The organism is Caulobacter sp. GW821-FHT12D05 (assembly GCF_058807295.1).
In genome coordinates this window covers 401204-421199 of sequence record NZ_JBXAQO010000003.1, presented here as the reverse complement: position 1 = coordinate 421199, position 19996 = coordinate 401204, and the positions used below count along the sequence as shown (strand labels likewise).

The following is a 19996-nucleotide window of genomic DNA, read 5'->3' as shown; positions in this document are numbered from 1 at the left end:
CGATTTCCGGAACTTGCTGTTTTCGGAGGCTGGCCTTGCGCCCGATTCTTCTCGCCGCCCCCTTAGCCGCCCTGCTGGCCGCCACCTCGATCACCTCGGCGAACGCGGCCGATATCCTGATCCACGGTGGTCCGATCCACACCGGGGTCGACGCCGCGCCGACCGCCGAGGCGGTGCTGATCCGCGACGACAAGATCCTGTTCGTCGGCCCCTTGGTCGCCGCGAAGGCCAAGGCCGCCAAGGACGTCCGCGACATCGACCTGAAGGGCGCCGCCGCCTATCCCGGCTTCGTCGACGCCCACGCCCACCTGGTCGGCATCGGCCTGCGCGAGCTGACTCTCAATCTCGACCAGATCCAGTCGATCGCCGAACTGGTCGCCACGGTGAAGGCCTATGCCGCCGCCCATCCCGAGGGCGCGATCTTCGGCCGGGGCTGGATCGAGACCCACTGGCCCGAGAAGCGCTTCCCGACCAAGGCCGACCTGGACGCCGCCGCGCCGGGTCGCATCGTCGTGCTGGAACGCTCGGACGGCCACGCCAGCGTCGCCTCCAGCGCCGCCCTGGCCAAGGCGGGCGTCACGGCGACCACCGCCGCCCCGGCCGGCGGCCAGATCCTGAAAGGCGCCGACGGGTCTCCCGACGGCATGCTGATCGACCACGCCCAGAGCCTGGTCGAGGGCGTCATCCCGCCGCCCAGCGAGGCCCTGAAGCGCGAGGCCGTCCGCAAGGCCGGCGCGCTCTATGCCGCGCGCGGCTGGACCGGCTTGGACAATATGAGCGTCATGGGCGACGACCTCGCTTTGATCCGCGACGAGGCCGCCAAGGGCGCCTTCAAGATCCGTGTCGACAACTACATGGACCCCAGCGGCGCGGCCGAGGTGCTGGCCAAGGGTCCCACGAGCGACGCCACGGGGCTCATCCGTGTGCGCGGCATCAAGCTCTATATGGACGGTGCCCTGGGCTCGCGTGGCGCGGCGCTGCTCGAACCCTATAGCGACGCCGAGAGCCTGGGCCTGCAGCTGACCCCGCAGGACAAGGGCCTGGCCCTGATGAAGCGGGCCAAGGCCGTCAGCGCCCAGGTGGCCATGCACGCCATCGGCGATCGCGGCAACCGCATGACCTTGGACTGGTTCGAGCAGAGCCTCTCGGGCGACACCGCCGCCCGCTGGCGCATCGAGCACGCGCAGATCGTCGCCGACACCGACGTGCCGCGCTTCGCCAAGCTGGGGGTCATCGCCTCGATGCAGCCCAGCCACGCCATCGGCGACTTTTATTTCGCGCCCGCGCGCCTGGGCAAGGCGCGCCTGCACGAGGGCTATCGCTGGAACGACTTCCTGAAGGCCGGGGTCGTGGTCGCCGCCGGGTCGGACGCCCCGGTCGAGGTCGGCGACCCGCGCATCGAGTTCTACGCCGCCGTCTATCGCCACAGCCTGACCGGCTTCGCCAACGAGGACTGGCATCTGGAAGAGGCGGTGTCCCGCGCCCAGGCCCTGAAGATGCTGACCCTGGCGCCGGCCTATGCGGTGTTCCGCGAGAAGGAGCTGGGGACCTTGGAGGCAGGGAAGAAGGCGGACGTGACGGCTTTTGATCGGGACCTGATGACGGTGGAACCGAAGGCGATCCTGACGGCGCAGCCAGTGCTGACGGTGGTGGACGGGAAGGTGGTGTTCAGCCGCTAACGCCGTGCGTCCTTCGAGGCGCGCTCAGGAGCGCGCACCTCAGGATGAGGTCGTCTTTGCTGAATTCCTCATCCTGAGGTGTGAGCCGAAGGCGAGCCTCGAAGGACGCACCGCCTTGCCTCCCCACGATTCCCGCCCCACCTTCCCAGTATGAGTGACCGTTCGACCGGCCTGGCCCCTTCGAAGCTGACCGCGGTCCTGGGGCCCACCAATACCGGCAAAACCCATCTGGCCGTCGAACGCATGCTGGGCCACGCCTCGGGCATGATCGGCCTGCCGCTGCGCCTGTTGGCGCGCGAGATCTACGACCGGATCGTCAAGCTGCGCGGCAAGGCCAGCGTGGCCTTGATCACCGGCGAGGAGAAGATCACCCCGCCGCGCGCGGCCTATTTCGTCTGCACGGTCGAGGCCATGCCGTTGGCCCGCGAGGTCGACTTCCTGGCGGTCGACGAGATCCAGCTGTGCGCCGATCCCGAGCGCGGCCACATCTTCACCCACCGCCTGCTGCATGCGCGCGGCAAGTTCGAGACCATGTTCCTGGGCGCCGGGACCATGGGTCCGCTGGTCCGCCGCCTGCTGCCGGACGCCGAGATCGTCGGGCGTGAGCGGTTCTCCAACCTGTCCTATGCCGGCTCCAAGAAGCTGACCCGCCTGCCGCGACGGACGGCGATCGTCGCCTTCTCCACAGACGCGGTCTACGGCATCGCCGAGTTGATCCGGCGTCAGCGTGGCGGCGCGGCCGTGGTGATGGGCTCCCTGAGCCCCCGCACTCGCAACGCCCAGGTCGCGCTCTACCAGTCCGGCGAAGTCGACTTCCTGGTGGCCACCGACGCCATCGGCATGGGCCTGAACATGGACGTCGACCACGTGGCCTTCGCGGGGCTTCGCAAGTTCGACGGCAAGCGCACCCGCTGGCTCTATCCGCAGGAGGTCGGCCAGATCGCCGGCCGGGCGGGCCGCTACACCCGCGACGGCACCTTTGGTGTCACCGGCGACTGCGAGGAGATCGACGAGGATCTGGTCGAGGCCGTCGAAAGCCACACCTTCGAGCCGATCACCCAGGCCGAGTGGCGCAACGCGCGCCTGGACTTCGGCTCGTTGCCCGGCCTGCTGCGCTCGCTGAACGAGCCGCCGGGACGCAAGAGCCTGTCGCTGTCGCAGGAGGCGCTGGACGAACGCACCCTGCGCGCCCTGGCCAAGGACGAGGACGTCATCAAGCGCTGCAAGACTGACCGCTCGGCCCTGCTGCGCCTGTGGGACGTGTGCCAGACGCCGGACTTCCGCAAGACCACCGACGACGACCACCAGCGCATGGCGCGCACCCTGTTCGACGACCTGACCACCGGCCGCAAGCGCTTGCCCGAGGATTGGGTCAACGGCCAGTTCAAGGCGCTGGACCGGGTCGACGGCGAGATCGACAGCCTGGCCGCGCGGCTGTCGGGCGTGCGCACGCTCAGCTACATCGCTAACCGCCCCGACTGGGTGGCCAACCCCGCCCACTGGCAGGGCCTGACCCGCCAGCTGGAAGACCGGATCAGCGACACCCTGCACGAAAAGCTGATGGCCCGGTTCATCGACCGCCGCACCAGCGTGCTGATGAAGCAGCTGGGCGAGCGCGAGACGCTGTACGCGGGCGTCGGCCAGGACGGCGAGGTGACGGTCGAGGGCCACGTGGTCGGCCACCTGTCGGGCGTGGCCTTCACCCCGGTCAAGGCCGCCTCGCCCCTGGAGGAAAAGGCCCTGCGCAATGCCGCCCAGCGCGCGGTCGGCCCCGAGATCGCCCGCCGCCTGGGCGTGATGGCCAGCGAGCCCGACGACGCCTTCGCCCTGACGCCCGACGGCGCGATCCTGTGGCGCGGCGAGGCGGCCGGGGCCGTGCGCCGCGACTTGCCCCTGCTCTCGCCCCGCGCCCGCCTGTTGGGCGAACTGGGCGCGGCCGCCGTGCGCGAACGAGCCGAGCGGCGGCTGGACGCGTTCCTGGCCTCGGAGGTCGACAAGCATCTGGCCCCGCTGCGCAAGCTGGAGCGCGCCTTGGGTGGCGGCGAGCTGCGCGGCCTGCCACGCGGCGTGGCCCACCGCCTGCTGGAGGCCGGCGGGGTGTTGGACAAGCGGCCGGTCGATCCGGAGCTGAAAGCCCTGAGCCAAGGCGAACGCCGGACGCTCAAGAGCCTGGGCGTGCGGATCGGGGCGTTCAGCCTCTACTGCCCGGCCGCGATCAAGGCCGAGGCCATCGCCTGCGCGCGTGCTTTGAACCCGACCGGCTGGCGCGGGGCGCTGACCACGCTGGAGGCCCTGCCCTCACCCGAACCCTCGGCCCGTGAGCTGTCGGCCAGCGGCCTGCGCGCCGTGGCCGGGTTCAGCGTGCCCGTGGAGGCGCTGGAAGAACTGGACGCCCTACTGCGCGCCGAGCAGCACCACGGCGGCGTCATCCTGACCGACAAGGCCCTGGAAAAGCTGGGCTGGACCACCAAGCAGGCCTCCAACGTGCTGCGGGCCCTGGACTACACCCCAGCCATCCGCGCCAAGCCCGACCAGCCGATCGTCTGGAAACGCCGCGGCGCGGCCAAGCTGGAACAGAAGCCGATCAAAGCGCGGCCGGACTCGCCGTTCGCCGCGCTCGCCAAGCTGACCGAGCCGCCGCCGAGGCGGAAGAAACCGCGCCGCCGCAAGCCGGCCGCCCAGAAAGCCGCGTCATGACCGACACCCATGGCGACAGCGTCCGCGCCGACGTCTGGCTCTGGCGCGCCCGCTTCTTCAAGACCCGCTCCCTGGCCGCCAAATTCGTCGACGAAGGCCGCATTCGCCTGACCCGAGGGGGGACGGAGAGCCGGGTGGATAAGCCCTCCCGAACGCTGAAGCCCGGCGATGTGGTGGTGTTCGGGCTCGGCGGGCGACTGATTGCCGTGCGGGTGCTGGACTGCGGCGAACGGCGCGGGCCGGCGACGGAAGCGCGCGGACTGTACGAGGCCGTCGAGGGTTAGAACCGCCGGAACAGCCCTTCCGAAACCCTCTCTCATGGAGAGAGGGAGGGGCCCGCCGCGAAGCGGTGGGAGGGTGAGTGGGTAGGCGAAGCCCGTGGGTGATCTTGGCGCTGCTGCGAGCGATGTGCCGGCACGCCGGTTGAGGGTGTAACCACTCACCCTCCCACGCTCTGCGTGGGCCCCTCCCTCTCTCTAAGAGAGAGGGTTTGCGAGAGGCGGCCACACCCGCGCGCTCACTCCCCCGCCCTCGCGGTTGCCGATCACCAGCTTGCCGCCGAAGCGTTTGATCAGGCGTTCGGCCGTCGGGATCCCTAGGCCGAAGCCGCCCGTATCCCGCGCCCGCGCCGCGTCGCCCCGGAAGAACGGCTCGTAGATCCGCGCCATGGCCTCGTCGGTCAGGCCGGGACCGTGATCCAGCACCTCGATCAGCGGGCCGTCCGGACCGTCGGACAGCCGCACCTTGGCCTGGCCGCCGAAGCGGACGGCGTTGTCGATCAGGCGGATCAGGGCCTGTTCCAGCGGGCCGCGATGGGTGGTGACCAGCAGCGCCTTGTCGCCCTCGTAGCGGACCGCGTCCGGCCAGCGCGCCGTGATCCCCTGGATCAGCGACGGCAGGTCGACGACCTCGGCCGTGCTGGCCGAGTGCTGGGCGCGCAGCCAGTCGGCCAGGGAGCGCAACATGGCGTCCAGTTCGTGGGTGTTGTCGGCGACCAGGGTCTTGATGTCGTCGGGCTCGATATAGTCGGCGGCCAGGGTCAGGCGGGCCAGGGGCGTGCGCAGGTCATGGCTGAGCGCCTCCATGGCCTTGGCCTGGTCCTCGATCAGGCTGGCGATGCGGCGCTGCATGTCGTTGAAGGCCCGACCCAGCTCGACGATGTCGTTGGGGCCTTCGACCACGATCGGCGACGGCGGGCTTTCACCGACGTGGCGCGAGGCCTGGGTCAGGCGGCGCAGCGGCTCGCCCAGCTGGCGCAGGGCGTAGGCGCCCAGGGCCACGCAGGCTAGGGAGAAGACCAGCGTCGTGGCCACCGCGCGCAGGGCGATCGGCCAGGGCCGGGGGAAGTTGCGCGAGCGGAAGGTCAACCACCGGCCGTCCTTCAACCCCATGACGCCGACCAAGTCACGCCCCCCATCTGGCCGACTCTCGGACCACAGGCGCAGGGGGTGGCCGGCCAGGGCCGGCTCCCAGCGCTGGACATAGTCGGCGATGGCCTTGGCCTCGTCGGTCTGATCGCGGGTGGTCGGCGGTCCCTCAGGCGGCAGGGCGACCACCTCGGCCTGGAGGTAGTGTGAGCTCATCACCTGGTCGAAATCGGCCTGGGTCAGGCGGGCGACCCGCTCGCCGACCACCAGCAGCTCGGCGATGCGGCGGGCGTGGTCCTCGCGCAGGGTCTGGCGATCGATGGCGCTGTAGAAGGCCACGCTGGCCGTCAGCTGCACCAGCACGATGGCGACCACCACCCAGATGGATCGCCCTACGAAGCCGCGGGATCGCCGCAGCACTTTGCGCACCGTCAGTGTCATGGGCCGACGCTACACGATCGGCGGCGTCGCAGGCCACTAAGGGCTAACCGCCGAAGCCTTTCAGGAACCCCGCCACCGCGTCGGCCGGCATCGGACGGCCGAAATGGTAGCCCTGCACCTGGTCGCAGCCATAGTGCTCCAGCGCCTTCAGTTGCTCGGCGTCCTCGACGCCCTCGGCCACCACCTTCATGCCCATCGAGGTGCCCAGGGTGATGACGGCCTTCACGATCGCCTCGTCCTCGGTGTTCTGGACGAAGGACTTGTCGATCTTGAGCCGGTCGATCGGGAACTGGCGCAGGTTGGCCAGCGAGGCATAGCCGGTGCCGAAGTCGTCCAGGGCGATCATCACTCCGGCCTCATGCAGGCGGCGCACGGTGTCGCTGACCAGGTCTGAGCCCCAGCCCATATAGACGTTCTCGGTGACCTCGATGGTCAGCCGCTCGCACGGCACGTTCCAGCGGGCCAGGCGCTCCTGGATCTCCTCGGCCAGACGGCCCGAGCGGAACTGGGCCGAGCTGATATTGACCGCCACGCGGCCGAAGTCGACGCCCTCATCCAGCCATTCGCGCATCTGGCGCAGCGCCGCCTCGAAGGCCACGTCGCCCAGCTTCAGGGAGAGGTCCTGGTCCTCGAAGGCGGGCATGAAGCGGGCCGGGGTCAGCACGCCCTGCTCGGGGTGCACCCAGCGCATCAGGGCCTCGAAGCCGGCGACCTTGTTCTCGCGGATGTCGACCACCGGCTGATAGAACAGAGTGAACTCGTTGTCGGCCAGGGCCATGCGCACGTCGCGCAGCAGCTCCAGCCGCTGCTCGACCTCGGACCGCATCGACGGCTCGAACACGATGCTGCGGTTTCGGCCGGCCTCCTTGGCGCGGTACAGCGCGATGTCGGCGTTCTTGATCATGTGGGCCGGGTCGGCGTCGGGGTCGCCGTGCAGGGCCGCCCCGATGCTGGCGCTGGCGGTGAAGCTGCGACCGCCATGCTCGATGGGCTGGCGCAGCAGGTCCTGCAGCTTGCCGATCGGCCGCAGCATGTCGGCCTCGCCATGCAGGCCGCGCAGGATCACCGCGAACTCGTCCCCGCCCAGGCGGGCCACCGTGTCGTTGCTGCGGAAGGCGTGTTCCAGCATGCCCGCCAGGCGCCGGAGCAGAGCGTCGCCCGCGTCATGGCCCAGGCTGTCGTTGATGTCCTTGAAATGATCGACGTCGATCATGATCAGGCCGAACATCTCGCCCAGCGTCTCGGACGCCGTCACCGCCTCCTGGAAGCGGTGCTGGAACAGGGCGCGGTTGGGCAATCCCGTCAGCGGGTCCTTGAAGGCCAGGGTCTCGATCGCCTCGGTCTGGCGGCGGCGGTCGGTGATGTCCTTGAACAGGTTGACCAGCTTTTCGGGCTTGCCGTCGGCCCCGACGAACACCTTGCCGACCGAGCGGACCCAGGTCTCGAGCCCGTCGTCGCGGTTCAGCTTGAACTCGAAGACCCGGGCCTCGCCGATCTTGCGGGTGGCCACGGCGTCGGCGCAGCGCTGGCGGTCGTCGGGATGGACGATCTCCAGCGGGTCCTTGTCGAACAGGCACCACTTCTGCAGCTCGGGCGCGGTGCCCGAGAAATAGATCTCGCGCGTGCGCAGGTCGTATTCGCGGACCAGCAGGTCATCCAGCTCCAGCGCCATCTTCAGGCGCTGCTGATCGCGTTCGGCGCGCAACACGCTCTCGGCATAGCCGGTGACGTCGCGGGCGGTGATCATGACAGCGTAGTTCTCACCGGCGTCCACGCAGGCGGAGAACTCCGTGCGCCAGACGTGCTGGACGCCCTGAGCGTCAAGCGTCGGCAGATAACGCGAAAACGGCACGCCTTCCTCGGCGCAGGCCAAGAGCACGCCGGCGTCCTCGGGAGCCACCAGGCCGCCCGCCCCGGCGTCGGCGCCGATGGCCACGCCCGCCGCGATGCCCTGCTGCGCCCACTCACGGCTGACCGCCACCAGCGTCAGATCGCGGTCCAGCAAGGCCGCGGCGAAGGGAATCTCGCGGACGAACTCACCGAACGCGCGCGCACGCGCCCTGGCCAGGGCGCGTGTGGCGGTATCGGCTTCCAGCGTGGGTTGGACAGCCAAGGCGTCAATCTTCATATTTGTCGGCTTTCCGACTTTGTTTTTATTGGGCGTTTCCTGACCCGCATAATCACGTTCGTTCAATAAGAAATGGTTTGCGCCCAGACGAACCCAAGACGACCAGATGTCGCGCGGCATTCCTGCAGAACGCATAAGGACGTGCAGAAAGTGGTCGCGCCCTGGCCACGCCTAGAGAATTCCTGGGACCGCGTGCGGCCAAGCCGCATTGACAAGAGGGCCTGGGACTTCGAAAACGCCCGCGCCTAACTCCGTCCGACCTCATCCGAGTTTTCGATGACCTACATCGTCACCGACGCCTGCGTCCGCTGCAAGTTCATGGACTGCGTGGAGGTGTGCCCGGTCGATTGCTTCTACGAAGGCGAGAACTTCCTCGTCATCAATCCCGACGAATGCATCGACTGCGGCGTCTGCGAGCCGGAGTGCCCGATCGACGCCATCAAGCCCGACACCGAGGACGAGGCCGACGGCAAGTGGCTGAAGATCAACGCCGACTACGCCAAGGTCTGGCCGAACATCACGGTGAAGGGCGAGCCGCCCGCCGACCGCGAGGCGTTCGAACGCGAGACCGGCAAGTTCGAGAAGTACTTCAGCGAAAAGCCGGGCAAGGGCTCCTAAGCGCCCCCGCGATTTCTCAAGCGTCAAAAGACGTCAGGCCGTGAAAGCTTGACGGTTCGTCCCGCATGCCGGGACGCAACCCTTTCATAGGGCTGAATTTTATGCTATTGTCGCCCTCGACGTGACGGCTGCGGCTATTCGCGACCGTCCGTCTTGTCGAAGAAGCCGTTTCAACAAACCACTTTGAACCGGCTCGCCCGATCGAAGGCGAAGGGTGTCTTAGAGATCTATTCCAAATCCTGACAGGCTTGGCCCCGCGCACCTTCTTCCGCGGAGCAAGAACCTGTCGTTTTTGATTTGGGGTGGGTTACGGCGTTCGGGTCCCGAGGACCCGCATACATGAGGACGAACATGAGCAAGACTGGTCTGGAATTCTCGGTCGGCGATCACGTCGTTTACCCCGCGCATGGCGTGGGCACCATTCAGGCGGTCGAGACCCAGGAAGTGGCCGGTATGTCGCTCGAAGTCTACGTCATCACTTTCGACCATGAAAAAATGACGCTGCGCGTCCCGACCAAGAAGGCCAAGACGGCCGGCCTGCGTCCGCTGGCCGAAGGCGGCACCGTCTCGCAAGCCCTGACCACCCTGAAGGGCCGCGCCCGCGTGAAGCGCACCATGTGGTCGCGTCGCGCTCAAGAGTACGAAGCCAAGATCAACTCGGGCGACCTGATCTCGATCGCCGAGGTCGTTCGCGACCTGCACCGCGCCGAGAACCAGCCGGAACAGTCCTATTCGGAACGCCAGCTGTATGAATCGGCCCTGGACCGCATGGCCCGCGAAGTCGCCGCCATCGAGCGCATCGACCGCGAAGCCGCCATCGGCATCCTGACCAAGTCGCTGGTCAAGGCCGCCTAAGCCTTTCCAGGCTTTCGGAAATACGAAGACGCCCTCCGCTCAGCGGGGGGCGTTTTTGTTTGGGTCGGACGGGCGGACGACCGACACCGCCCCGCCCGGCGCGACGACCAGCGCGTCATGGGCGTCCAGGCGCAGGATCGCCGCTGGCCGGTCGCTCTCGGCGATCGCGCGGCCCAGCCTCTGTTGTCCGCGTTCGAAGCGGTCCAGCGGCCAGGGCAGCGGCTTCAACGGCTTGTCGATCGGCCGCGTGAAGTTGTCCCAGTGGACCGGAACGACGGTCGACGCCCCGACCGCGCCGCCGACCTGCCGCCAGTACGTCGTGACCTTCTCCTGCGACAGCTTGCCCAGCCGACCGACGCCCAGGAACACGACCTGCGCGCTGACCTCGGCATAGGCGTTGCGGGAAAAGCCCGCGCTGGGATGGACCAGGATCGCGCGGTCGCCATGGCGGATCCGGTAGGAGAAGTTCTCCCTGTCCTTCAGCTTCCGGAAGTGGGCCGGCAGGGTCTGGGTCGACGGCGTGTCGCCGGTCAGGAGCCAGCCCAGCAGGCGGCCCGTATCACCGTGCGGCGCCTTGAAGACCTGGACCTCGTAGGGACCGAAATAAAGCGTCTGGCGATCATGGACCGTGCACAGCTGGGTCTTGGGCACATCGGCGGCGAGACCCAGGTTCACGGTCGAGGTTCCGCCGACCACGACCGTCCCCTCGCGCAACTGCGCGATCATCGGCGCATCCATGGCGTGGTCGTGATGGGCGTGCGCCACGAGCACGGCGCGCAGGCGCTTGACGCCGACCTTGTCGAGTTGCGCCTCCAGCGCCTTGCGATCAGGCCCGATACGCCCGAACAGCGTGTCGCCCAGGTCGGGCCGCGTGAAGTAGCCGTCGATCAGCAGCTGGCTTTCACCGTCGTCGAACAGCAGTGTCGAGACGCCGAGAAACGTGACCTTCAGCGGCCCGGCGGGCGCGCTCGTGGCCAAGTTCTTGTCCTTGGGACAGCCTTCCGTCACGGGGCCGGGCTCGGCGGCGGCAGGCCCCGCCAGCAGCGCAAGACCCAGGCTCACGCCGGCGAAAACGCTGCGAATAGGACCCACCTTGCCGCCCTCAGCCCCTTAGATTGGGTGAACGATGGTTTCCCAGCTTGACGCCGTCAACCTTGAGTCCTTGGATGAGCCGACTTCGCTCATAGCGTAAGACGGTCGGGGGGCCAGATGCGGAAGACGATAGCGGTTGTGGCGGCGCTCAGCCTCGGCCTCATCGCCGGCCCCGCCTTCGCGGCCTGCGCGGACAACTCGCGGATCGACTGGCAGGTCGCCGGCGGGTTTGCCCTGTTCAACAAGACCGAGGCCGGTCGCCAGGCCGGCGACGCCCTGCTGGACGACTTGGCCGCCGCCAATGCGGGATCGACCACGGTCTCGATGGAAAAGGCCTATGAGACGGCGATCCGCCATCTGGTGGAAACCGACCTGCCCGGTGGCGGCCTCTATAAGGCGACCTTCTACAACCGGTCGACCGAGCGTTACGACGACGACAAGAAGGCGTTCCTGACGCCCGATCACCGCCGGATCTGGATCCGGATGCCGGGCCAGGCGGGCGACTGCGTCTGGCGGATCGGCGCGAACACCACCGCCCCGCGCGCCTGCGCCGAGGCGACGGCGCTCGAGGTCGAACCCGCCACGGACGTCGACGTCACCGCCGAGATCGCCGGCGGCGCGCCCGTCGCAACCTGCGTCAGGGTCGAGGACACCCTGATCCTGGCCCTGGGCGACTCGTTCGCCGCCGGCGAGGGCAATCCTGATCGCCCGACCGACTGGTCCCACCTCACCGCCAAAGGTGCGGCCGCCAAGCGAGGCGGGATCGACTGGTGGTCGTCGCTCAAGCTGGACAAGGACGCCTCGGCCGACTGGTGGGACAACACCTGCCATCGCTCCCTGCTGTCTCAGCATGCGCTGGCGGCCCTCAGCCTGGCAGCGCGGGACCGGCGGCGATCGGTGACCTTCGTCTCGTTCGCCTGCTCGGGCGCGACCATGCTGGACGGCTTCGTCGCGCCGCGCACCTCGGCGCCGGGCGGCAAGCGCCATGCCGGCGGCGAGTGGGACTCGATCGCCTACAGAGAGTCCCAGATCAACCAGGCGGTGGACCTGCTGTGTAAAACCAAGGGGCCGGAGCGGAAGCTATCCATTCCCCAAGGCCTGACCTACTGGAACCAGCTTTCCAGCAAGACCCGCAAGAAGCCCGGACAAAGCCGGCAGGAGGTGGTCGTCAACACCTGCTCGTCTTGGCGGCGGCAGCCCGACGTGGTGCTGAACACCCTGGGCGGCAACGACATCGGTTTCGCCGGCGTCGCCGCCTGGGCCGTGATGCCGGCGGCCGGGCGTGTCCCGGGAAGCGTCTTCTTCCTGGCCAACAGCCAGTTGGAAGACAGCCGCAACCCGGATATGGGCCTGGTCTGCCCCCTTAGGGTCCCCGGGCAATGGCGTTGTCAGACCATCGCCAGCCAGTGGAACCCCTTGACCTGGAACTATGCCCCTACCGCCGAGGAAATGGCGCTGATCGACCTGCCCGCCATGCTGGATCTGGGCGCGCGCGCCTTCGACCTCTCGGGCCTGGGCGCCAAGGCCAAGGTCAAGATCCACACCCTGTACCCCAGCATCCTGCGCGACGAGGAGGGGCGGCTCTGCGGCGAGCTTTGGACCAAGCCGCCCGGGGTCGGTGTCATCCCCGAAAAGGACGAAGGCCTGCAAAAGCAGCGCGAACCGTGGCTGGCCCAGTTCACCCGCGCGCCCGCCTTCCTGAAGCCCGATAGAACGAGCTTCGGCATCGCGAACGCGCCGGACGGCAAGGACTGCCTCTACGGCGCCCCCGACAACGTCGCCTACTATTCCGCCTGCGTGCTCGAAAAGCGCGCCTGGGCCAACCTGAACCGCAGCGTCGGCGAGGTCATGGCCCGGAGCGGCTGGAACGTGGTCGACCAGGCGCCGGTCACCGCGCGGCACGGCCTGTGCGCTCGCGACGGCCTTGGCCAGACCTACAAACAGGAATTCGGCTGGCCGCGCTGGACCGCCGCCGGCTGGAACCCGAAGTACCCCGCCCCGACCGACTGGAACGCCTACGCGCCCCGTTCGGGCCGCTGGTTCCGCACCGCCAACGACGCGGCCCTGACCCAGTATGTCGTGTTCAAGCGCGAGAAGGGCCGCGACGAGGCCGTCAGCGGCACCATCCATCCGACCGCCCAGGCCCACGCCGTGATGGCGGACCAGATCGTGCGGGCGGTCGGCGGCCCGCGCGACCTCGTCCCCGCGGACTGAAGCCCCGGCCAAGCTTGCTCCCCGCCGCGTTCCGCCCTCATATGCGCGTGCGGTCGCACGGACGCCTGCCGGGGGGCGGGGTCGAGGGCGGCCCGGAGTGCAAGACCCCGTGCAGCTCGGCCCACTGAAGCGCTTCGACGGCGCCACGACCCTTGCCCAGCGCCTGAGCCTGCTGACGGTCCTGTTCCTGGTCCCGCTGGCTATCCTGCTGTCGACCCTGACCGTCTACGCCCTGCGCGACATCGCCTTCACCGAGCGCGAGGTGCGCGGCGCGAAACTGCTGCGCCAGGCCTGGCCGGGCGTGGTCGATCCCGCCCACCGTCAGATCCAGGCTCTGGAAGAACCCGCTCGCAAGCTGGGCGTCGTCGACCCGCTGCACGCCTTCGCCGCCGCCCAGCCCGGCAACCGCGCCGAGGCCGGAGCGGTGCTGATCGGCGCGATCGCCGACGCCTCGAACCTGACTTTGGACCGGGATCTCGCCCGCTTCTACTTGGGCGACACGGCCGCCGTCGGCCTGCCGAACCTTTGGACCGCGATCGCGCGCCTGGACCAGGTCGGCGCCCTGCCCGACGAGATGACCGGCCGTCGCCAGCGGGTGTTCTCGGCCTATGAGCGGCTGAACGCCCAGGCCGAGATCCTGGACCAGTCTCTGGTCAAGGCCGGCGGCAACCATCCCGACGTCGCGATCGGCGCCTTGCTGGAGAAGCGCCGGGCCGAGCTGAACCTGGCCCGCGCGGACGCCCTGTCGCAGCGCGAGGCCGTGGCGGCGGGGGCGCGGCCGGACCTTGCACGCCTGCGCAAGGCGGCCACGGCGGCCTGGGACGTCAGCGCCCGCCAGTTGCACGCTTCGGTCAAGCAGGAGCTGGACCTGCTGGTCATCCGCTTCGGGGTCAGCCTGCTGATCGTGGCGGTCTCGGTGGCTGGCGCCCTAGCCTTGGCCTTTGCCATCCACCGGGGCATCACCCGGCGGATCGACGGGCTGATCGCGGCCATGTCGCGGCTGATCGCCGGCGACCTGGATGTCGAGGTCCCGCACCTGGACCAGCGCAACGAGTTCGGCCGCATCGCCGAGACCGTCGTGGCCTTCCGCGAGAGCCAGCTGGAGCGCGCCCAGCTGGAACAGGACGCCGCCGCCGCCGACCGCGCCAAGTCGGTGTTCCTGGCCAATATCAGCCACGAGATCCGCACCCCGTTGAACGGGGTCATCGGGGCCAGCAGCGCCCTGTCCCAGACCGCGCTCAGCCAAGAGCAGCGGCGCATGGTCGACCTGATCCGCGCCTCGGGCCGCGACGTCGAGCGGCTGATGTCCGATATTCTGGACGTCGCCAGCCTGGACGCCGGCGACCTGAAGCTGGAACTGGCCGCCTTCGACCTGGTCGAGACCATTGAGGACGCCATCGCCCCTTTGCGCGCTCGCGCCGCCGAGAAGGGCCTGACCCTGCGCCTGGACCTCAACGCCCAGACCGACGGCCATTTCGAGGGCGATCCGGCCCGCCTGGCCCAGGTGGTCGGCAACCTGGCCGCCAACGCCGTGAAGTTCACCGAGGAGGGCGAGGTCGTGGTCTCGATCGCCACCCTGCCCACCGCCTCGCCCACGACCCGCAGCCTGACCGTCGAGGTGCGCGACACCGGGGTCGGCTTCGACGAGGCCTTGCTGCCCAAGCTGCTGCAGCCCTTCACCCAGGCCGACGGCTCGCTGTCGCGGCGTTATGGCGGCGGTGGCTTGGGCCTCCCCATCTGCAAGGCGATCGTCGAGCTCTTGGGCGGGACGCTGGAGGCGCGGTCCAAGCGCGGCGTCGGCAGCCTGTTCCGCTTCACCGTGCCGCTGCGGGTGGCGACGGCGGCCGCGCCCGTTGCGGCCAATGAACTGCCCGAGCGCCCCGCCCGGGTGCTACTGGTCGAGGACCACGAGGTCAACCGCGCCGTCGTCGAGCTGCTGCTAGCCCCGCTGGGCGTCGAACTGGTCATGGCGTGCGATGGCCAGGAGGGCATCGAGGCCTTCGAGGGCGACCGCTTCGACCTGGTGTTGATGGACATGCAGATGCCCCGCGTCGACGGCCTGGCCGCCACCCGGCGCTTGCGCGCCATCGAGGCCGCGCGGGGCGAGGGCCGCACGCCGATCGTCATGCTGACCGCCAATATCGGTCCCGAGCACCAGCTAGCCGCCCTGGCCGCCGGCGCCGACGCCCACCTGGCCAAGCCGATCGACCGCGAAAGGCTCTGGAACGTGGTCATCGGCGGCGCCCGGGCCGCCTAAGGGGGCGTCTCTCGTTGCCCCCGGCGAACGAAGCGGGCTAGCTGATCGTTCGTAAGGGGACCGCGCATGAACGAACACGCCAAGCCAGGCGCGGTGACCCGCTTTCTGACCACGGCCCCGCCCTGGCTGTTCGCCCTCTATGGCGGCCTGTCCTCGTTCGCCGTCTATTTCGCCATGTTCGGCTATCGCAAGCCGTTCACGGCCGCCGCCTTCAGCCACCCGGAAGGCTGGCCGTTCGCCTTCGACTTCAAGATCGCCCTCGTCATCGCCCAGGTCGCCGGCTACGCCACGGCCAAGTTCATCGGGGTCAAGGTGATCTCCGAGATGCCAGGCAGCAAACGGGCCATGGGCATCCTGACCCTGATCTTCGGGGCGCAGATGTCGCTGCTGCTGTTCGGGACCCTGCCGACGGTGATCGGGCCGATGGCCATGTACCTGAACGGGCTGTGCCTGGGCATGATCTGGGGCCTGGTGTTCGGTTTCCTGGAGGGTCGCCGACTGACCGAGGTGCTGGGGGCCATGCTGTGCGCCAGCTTCATCCTGTCGTCGGGCGTGGCCAAGTCGGTCGGCAAGATGCTGCTGCTGGCCGATGTCGATGAGAAGTGGATGCCGGCCGTCTCGGGCCTTGTCTTCGCGCCGCTGATGCTGATCGCGGTCGTCGCCCTGGCCCAGCTGCCGCCGCCCAACGCCGCCGACGAGGCCGAGCGGGTCAAGCGCGCGCCGATGAGCCGCCAGGACCGCATCGCTCTCTTCGCCGCCCACGCCCCGGCCCTGATCCTGCTGATCGCCGTCTATGTGATCCTGACCGCCCTGCGCGACTTCCGCGACAACTTCTCGGCCGAGATCTGGGCCGAGCTGGGCTTCAAGAACGCCGCCGCGATCTTCACCCTGTCGGAGCTGCCGGTGGCCGCCATCGTGCTGGTCGGCCTGGCCGCCCTGATGGGGGTCAAGGACAACCGCCGGGCCGTCGGCTTCAACATCGGCTTCGTGGCCCTGGGTTTCGTGCTGCTGGGCGCCTCGACCCTGGCCTATCAGCTGCACGTGCTGCCGCCGGTGTGGTGGATGATCCTGGCCGGCGCGGGGCTGTACATGGGCTACACGCCGTTCAACGCCATGCTGTTCGACCGGATGATCGCCGCCACCGGCAAGGTCGGCACTGCGGGGTTCCTGATCTATGTCGCCGACTCGTTCGGCTATATCGGCAGCATCTCGCTCTTGCTGGTGAAGTCGTTCGCCAAGCTGGACATCGAATGGGGCCAGTTCCTGGCGAACGGCGCCTATATCGCCTGCGGCCTGGGCCTGGTCGGCCTGTTCTTCGCCAACCGGTTCCTGAGGACGCTCTGACATGGCGCTTAAGACCATCAGCCTGCGCGCCCGCCGGGCGCTTGCCGAGTTCCTCCAGGACGAGGCGGCCGGCGGCTATGTGCTGATGGCCGCCGCGGCCCTGGCCCTGGTCGTCGCCAACTCGCCGCTGGCCGAAGCTTACTTCGGCGCGCTGCACATCTATCTGGGTCCGCTAAGCGCCCAGCACTGGATCAATGACGGCCTGATGGCCGCGTTCTTCCTGCTGGTCGGGCTGGAGATCAAGCGCGAGGTGCTGGACGGCCAGCTGTCGCGCCCCGCCGACGTGATCCTGCCCGGCGCGGCGGCCCTGGGCGGGGTGGCGCTGCCGGCGGTGATCTATCTGGCCTTCAACGCCGGACACCCGGCCAGCATCGCCGGCTGGGCCATCCCGTCGGCCACCGACATCGCCTTTGCGCTGGGGGTGCTGGCCCTGCTGGGGCCGCGTGTGCCGACCAGCTTGAAGGTGTTCCTGACCGCCATCGCCATTATGGACGACCTGGCGGCCATCGTGATCATCGCCCTGTTCTACACTGCCCAGCTGCACCTGCTGTACCTGGCCGGCGCGGGCGTCGTGCTGCTGGTCCTGGTCGCCCTGAACCGGCTCAAGGTGTTGAAGCTGTGGCCCTACCTGCTGCTGGGCGCGGTGCTGTGGGTCCTGGTGCTGAAGTCGGGCATCCACGCCACCCTGGCCGGCGTCGCGCTGGCCCTGACCATCCCGTTGCGCGAAGGCGACCACTCGCCGCTGCACCGGCTGGAGCACGCCCTGCACAAGCCGGTGGCCTTCGTGGTCACGCCCATCTTCGGCTTCGCCAATGCCGGGCTGTCGTTCGCCGGTGTCGGCCTCGCGGCCCTGCTCGATCCCGTACCGCTAGGCGTGGCGCTGGGCCTGTTCGTCGGCAAGCAGGTCGGGGTGTTCGGCGTCGCCTTCGGCCTGATCAAGCTGGGTTGGGCGCGGCTGCCGCGTGGGGCCAGCGTCGGTCAGCTCTACGGCGTGGCGGTGTTGTGCGGCATCGGCTTCACCATGAGCCTGTTCATCGGCGCCCTGGCCTTCAAGGACCCGCACCTGATCGACGAGACCAAGATCGGCGTCCTGGCCGGCTCCCTGGCCTCGGCCCTGGTCGGCATGGCGATCCTGAAGCTCGCTAAACCGGGACGCTGAGCCCGACCTTGGTCCGCTCCATCACCACCGAGGTGCGGAAGCGGCGGACATTGCCGTTCTCGAAGAACAGCCGGTGGGTCAGGGCCTCGAAGTCGGCCATGTCCCTAGCCACGCAGACCAAAGCAAAGTCGCTCTCGCCGGTCACGTAGTAGGCCTGCTGCACCTGGGGCTCGTCGCGGACCCGGGCGCGGAAATCGGCCAGCTGCTCGCGGCGCTCGCGCTCCAGCTCGACCATGATCACGAAGGTCATCGGCAAGCCCAACGCCGCCGGCTCCAGTTGGGCGGCTTCCCGAGCGATGGCCCCACTTGCCCGCAGGCGCTTGAGCCGTCGCTGCACCGAGGCGACCGACAGGCCACAGGCGTGGGCCAAGGCGTCGATGCCTTGCGTGGCGTCGGTCTGCAGCTGGTCCAGCAGGATGCGGTCGGCCTGGTCGAGCGGCTCAGCGGCCATGATCGATTTCTCTCATCCTGCGGCACATTTTCGGGAAACTTAGCCGAATGATCGCCCGCCAGCGAGACAAACAGCGCAGCGCTTTTCGCTAACCTGACGGCATGACGTTCAGCCCTGATCCCGCCGCCCCGCTGCGCACCTTGAGCGCCCTGCCCGGCTTCGCCGCCACACCGTTGCGCACCCTGGCCCAGCCGGCAGGCCCGACCATCCTGATCAAGGACGAGCGCGACCGCATGGGCCTGGGGGCCTTCAAGGCGATCGGCGGCATCCATGCGGTGGCGACCTTGCTGGCCGAGCGCGGCGACATCCCGACCTTCGTCTGCGCCAGCGCCGGCAACCACGGCTATGCGGTCGCGACCGGGGCGCGGCTGCTGGGCGCCAAGGCGCGGATCCATCTGTCGCGCTCGACGCCGACGCCGTTCGTCGCCCGCCTCCAGCTCGCCGGAGCCGAGGTGGTGATCAGCGACGCCCGCTATGACGAACTCCTGCTGGAAGCCCAGGCCGACGCCACGAAGACTGGGGCGATCCTGTTGTCCGACACCGCCGACACGCTAGACGACCGCCCGCCGGCCCTGGTCATGGAGGGCTACACGATCATCGCCGAGGAACTGCGGGCGGTGTTCGAGGTCTCGGGCCGCTGGCCGACGGAGGTCTATCTGCAAGCCGGCGTCGGCGGCCTGGCCGCCGCCCTGGCCCACATGATCCGCCGCAACTGGCGGGTCCAGCCGCGCCTCGTCATCGTCGAGCCTGACGCCGCGCCATGCCTCGCCGCCAGCGCCCGCGCGGGCCGGCCGGTGCGGGTCGAGGGGCCGGACTCGGTGATGGGCCGCCTGGACTGCAAGGCGCCGTCGGTGCTGGCCCACGCGGTGCTGGCGCGCTGCGAGGTCAACTACGCCACCGTCAGCGACGCGGCCGCTCAGACCGCCGCCGGCCACCTGGCCTTCGCGGGCCTGCCCACCACGCCCTCTGGCGCGGCCGGTTTCGCGGCCCTGCTGGCCGACGCCCTGCCCGTCGACAGCCGCCCCCTGATCATCCTGACCGAAGGACCGCTGGCATGAAGCTGCTCTACCAGACCCACTCGCCCTTCGCCCGCAAGGCCCTGGTCTTCGCCCACGAGGCCGGGCTGGCCGATCGCATCGAGGTCATCCACCACGAGACCAGCCCCACCCTGCGCAACGACGAGGTCTTCGCGCTGAACCCGTTAGGCAAGGTCCCGGTGCTGATCACCGACGACGGCGAGGCGATCTTCGACTCCGGCGTGATCTGCGAATATCTGGACGGCCTCCACGGCGGCCCGCCGCTCATCCCGGCCGACCGCATCGCCGCCCTGCGCTGGCAGGCCGTGGCCAACGGCATCTCCGAGGCCGGCATCCTGGTGCGCTGGGAGACTACCCGCCGGCCGGAACACCTGCGCTACCCGCCCCTCGGCGAGGGCCACCTGGCCAAGGTCGCCGGCGCTTGCGCCTATCTGGAGGCCCACTTCCACCCTGCCAACACGCCCGGCCTGGCCGAGATCGCCATCGCCACGGCCCTCAGCTGGATCGCCTTCCGCGAGATCCACGACCTGGCCGCCTATCCGCGCCTGAGCGCCTGGCTGGACGCCTTCGAGCAACGGCCATCTATGCGCGCAACGACCCTGGTCGGCGAAACGTTGGACGCCTGAAACACACGAGCCTTGAGCCGGCCACGCTTGC

The 19996-nt window shown here is 69.0% G+C and carries 15 protein-coding genes and 1 pseudogene; 11 read left to right on the top strand and 5 right to left on the bottom strand.

Going from position 1 to position 19996, the window contains the following annotated elements:
- Positions 1-44 precede the first annotated feature (44 nt).
- Positions 45-1679 carry an amidohydrolase gene (locus tag AC1RRR_RS14810; RefSeq protein ID WP_492815252.1) on the top strand — a complete coding sequence of 545 codons (1635 nt, stop codon included), beginning with the start codon at positions 45-47 and terminating at the stop codon, positions 1677-1679.
- Here AC1RRR_RS14810 and AC1RRR_RS14805 read toward each other — a convergent pair.
- Positions 1676-1806: pseudogene (locus AC1RRR_RS14805) on the bottom strand (hypothetical protein). The gene AC1RRR_RS14810 and the pseudogene AC1RRR_RS14805 overlap by 4 nt on opposite strands.
- A 23-nt stretch (positions 1807-1829) precedes the next feature.
- Here AC1RRR_RS14805 and AC1RRR_RS14800 point away from each other — a divergent pair.
- The gene (locus AC1RRR_RS14800; RefSeq protein ID WP_492814204.1) at positions 1830-4376 is read left to right on the top strand and encodes a helicase-related protein; all 2547 of its coding nucleotides are present in this window, start codon (positions 1830-1832) and stop codon (positions 4374-4376) included.
- The gene (locus tag AC1RRR_RS14795; protein WP_492814202.1) at positions 4373-4660 is read left to right on the top strand and encodes an RNA-binding S4 domain-containing protein; all 288 of its coding nucleotides are present in this window, start codon (positions 4373-4375) and stop codon (positions 4658-4660) included. Before AC1RRR_RS14800 ends, AC1RRR_RS14795 begins: the two co-directional genes overlap by 4 nt.
- 192 nt (positions 4661-4852) lie before the next feature.
- Here AC1RRR_RS14795 and AC1RRR_RS14790 read toward each other — a convergent pair whose 3' ends face one another.
- Both AC1RRR_RS14790 and AC1RRR_RS14785 read right to left on the bottom strand, forming a co-directional pair.
- Entirely contained in the window at positions 4853-6184 is a 1332-nt protein-coding gene (locus AC1RRR_RS14790) for an ATP-binding protein (protein WP_492814200.1), read from the bottom strand.
- 43 nt (positions 6185-6227) lie between these two features.
- Complete coding sequence (locus AC1RRR_RS14785) at positions 6228-8312, bottom strand: putative bifunctional diguanylate cyclase/phosphodiesterase (RefSeq protein WP_492814198.1); 2085 nt, start codon at positions 8310-8312, stop codon at positions 6228-6230.
- Between the two features lie 276 nt (positions 8313-8588).
- Here AC1RRR_RS14785 and fdxA point away from each other — a divergent pair, with 276 nt between their 5' ends.
- Together fdxA and AC1RRR_RS14775 are read left to right on the top strand one after the other, a co-directional pair.
- Positions 8589-8930 carry a ferredoxin FdxA gene (fdxA, locus tag AC1RRR_RS14780; protein WP_295109221.1) on the top strand — a complete coding sequence of 114 codons (342 nt, stop codon included), beginning with the start codon at positions 8589-8591 and terminating at the stop codon, positions 8928-8930.
- Between the two features lie 351 nt (positions 8931-9281).
- The gene (locus AC1RRR_RS14775) at positions 9282-9785 is read left to right on the top strand and encodes a CarD family transcriptional regulator (RefSeq protein WP_492814195.1); all 504 of its coding nucleotides are present in this window, start codon (positions 9282-9284) and stop codon (positions 9783-9785) included.
- 39 nt (positions 9786-9824) lie between these two features.
- Here AC1RRR_RS14775 and AC1RRR_RS14770 read toward each other — a convergent pair whose 3' ends face one another.
- A complete protein-coding gene (locus AC1RRR_RS14770; protein WP_492814194.1) occupies positions 9825-10847 on the bottom strand; it encodes an MBL fold metallo-hydrolase in 1023 nt (340 codons plus the stop codon).
- Positions 10848-10994: 147 nt separating this feature from the next.
- Here AC1RRR_RS14770 and AC1RRR_RS14765 point away from each other — a divergent pair, with 147 nt between their 5' ends.
- The 4 genes from AC1RRR_RS14765 (at position 10995) to nhaA (ending at position 17851) form a co-directional block, all read left to right on the top strand.
- Positions 10995-13091, top strand: a complete 2097-nt coding sequence (locus AC1RRR_RS14765) for a hypothetical protein (protein WP_492814192.1) — start codon at positions 10995-10997, stop codon at positions 13089-13091.
- A 109-nt stretch (positions 13092-13200) separates the two neighbouring features.
- Positions 13201-15348 carry an ATP-binding protein gene (locus AC1RRR_RS14760; RefSeq protein WP_492814190.1) on the top strand — a complete coding sequence of 716 codons (2148 nt, stop codon included), beginning with the start codon at positions 13201-13203 and terminating at the stop codon, positions 15346-15348.
- Between the two features lie 66 nt (positions 15349-15414).
- Entirely contained in the window at positions 15415-16692 is a 1278-nt protein-coding gene (locus tag AC1RRR_RS14755) for a DUF5690 family protein (RefSeq protein WP_492814188.1), read from the top strand.
- A gap of 1 nt (position 16693) precedes the next feature.
- Positions 16694-17851: a Na+/H+ antiporter NhaA gene (gene nhaA / locus AC1RRR_RS14750; RefSeq protein ID WP_492814186.1), complete on the top strand. Its 1158-nt coding sequence runs from the start codon at positions 16694-16696 to the stop codon at positions 17849-17851.
- Here the strand turns inward: nhaA and AC1RRR_RS14745 are convergent.
- Positions 17835-18302, bottom strand: a complete 468-nt coding sequence (locus AC1RRR_RS14745; RefSeq protein ID WP_492814184.1) for an Lrp/AsnC family transcriptional regulator — start codon at positions 18300-18302, stop codon at positions 17835-17837. The two genes, nhaA and AC1RRR_RS14745, sit on opposite strands and share 17 nt — an antisense overlap.
- 101 nt (positions 18303-18403) lie before the next feature.
- Between AC1RRR_RS14745 and AC1RRR_RS14740 the strand changes: the two genes are divergently transcribed.
- Positions 18404-19360, top strand: a complete 957-nt coding sequence (locus AC1RRR_RS14740; protein WP_492814182.1) for a pyridoxal-phosphate dependent enzyme — start codon at positions 18404-18406, stop codon at positions 19358-19360.
- Positions 19357-19965: a glutathione S-transferase family protein gene (locus AC1RRR_RS14735; protein WP_492814180.1), complete on the top strand. Its 609-nt coding sequence runs from the start codon at positions 19357-19359 to the stop codon at positions 19963-19965. Before AC1RRR_RS14740 ends, AC1RRR_RS14735 begins: the two co-directional genes overlap by 4 nt.
- The last annotated feature ends 31 nt before the right edge of the window (positions 19966-19996 follow it).

Bases quoted from the DNA above. Each gene is read 5' to 3' on its own strand.
- AC1RRR_RS14800 (WP_492814204.1), top strand. From the start codon at position 1,830: ATGAGTGACCGTTCGACCGGCCTGGCCCCTTCGAAGCTGACCGCGGTC.
- AC1RRR_RS14795 (WP_492814202.1), top strand. From the start codon at position 4,373: ATGACCGACACCCATGGCGACAGCGTCCGCGCCGACGTCTGGCTCTGG.
- AC1RRR_RS14790 (WP_492814200.1), bottom strand. From the start codon at position 6,184: ATGACACTGACGGTGCGCAAAGTGCTGCGGCGATCCCGCGGCTTCGTA.
- AC1RRR_RS14785 (WP_492814198.1), bottom strand. From the start codon at position 8,312: ATGAAGATTGACGCCTTGGCTGTCCAACCCACGCTGGAAGCCGATACC.
- fdxA (WP_295109221.1), top strand. From the start codon at position 8,589: ATGACCTACATCGTCACCGACGCCTGCGTCCGCTGCAAGTTCATGGAC.
- AC1RRR_RS14775 (WP_492814195.1), top strand. From the start codon at position 9,282: ATGAGCAAGACTGGTCTGGAATTCTCGGTCGGCGATCACGTCGTTTAC.
- AC1RRR_RS14765 (WP_492814192.1), top strand. From the start codon at position 10,995: ATGCGGAAGACGATAGCGGTTGTGGCGGCGCTCAGCCTCGGCCTCATC.
- AC1RRR_RS14755 (WP_492814188.1), top strand. From the start codon at position 15,415: ATGAACGAACACGCCAAGCCAGGCGCGGTGACCCGCTTTCTGACCACG.
- nhaA (WP_492814186.1), top strand. From the start codon at position 16,694: ATGGCGCTTAAGACCATCAGCCTGCGCGCCCGCCGGGCGCTTGCCGAG.
- AC1RRR_RS14745 (WP_492814184.1), bottom strand. From the start codon at position 18,302: ATGGCCGCTGAGCCGCTCGACCAGGCCGACCGCATCCTGCTGGACCAG.
- AC1RRR_RS14740 (WP_492814182.1), top strand. From the start codon at position 18,404: ATGACGTTCAGCCCTGATCCCGCCGCCCCGCTGCGCACCTTGAGCGCC.
- AC1RRR_RS14735 (WP_492814180.1), top strand. From the start codon at position 19,357: ATGAAGCTGCTCTACCAGACCCACTCGCCCTTCGCCCGCAAGGCCCTG.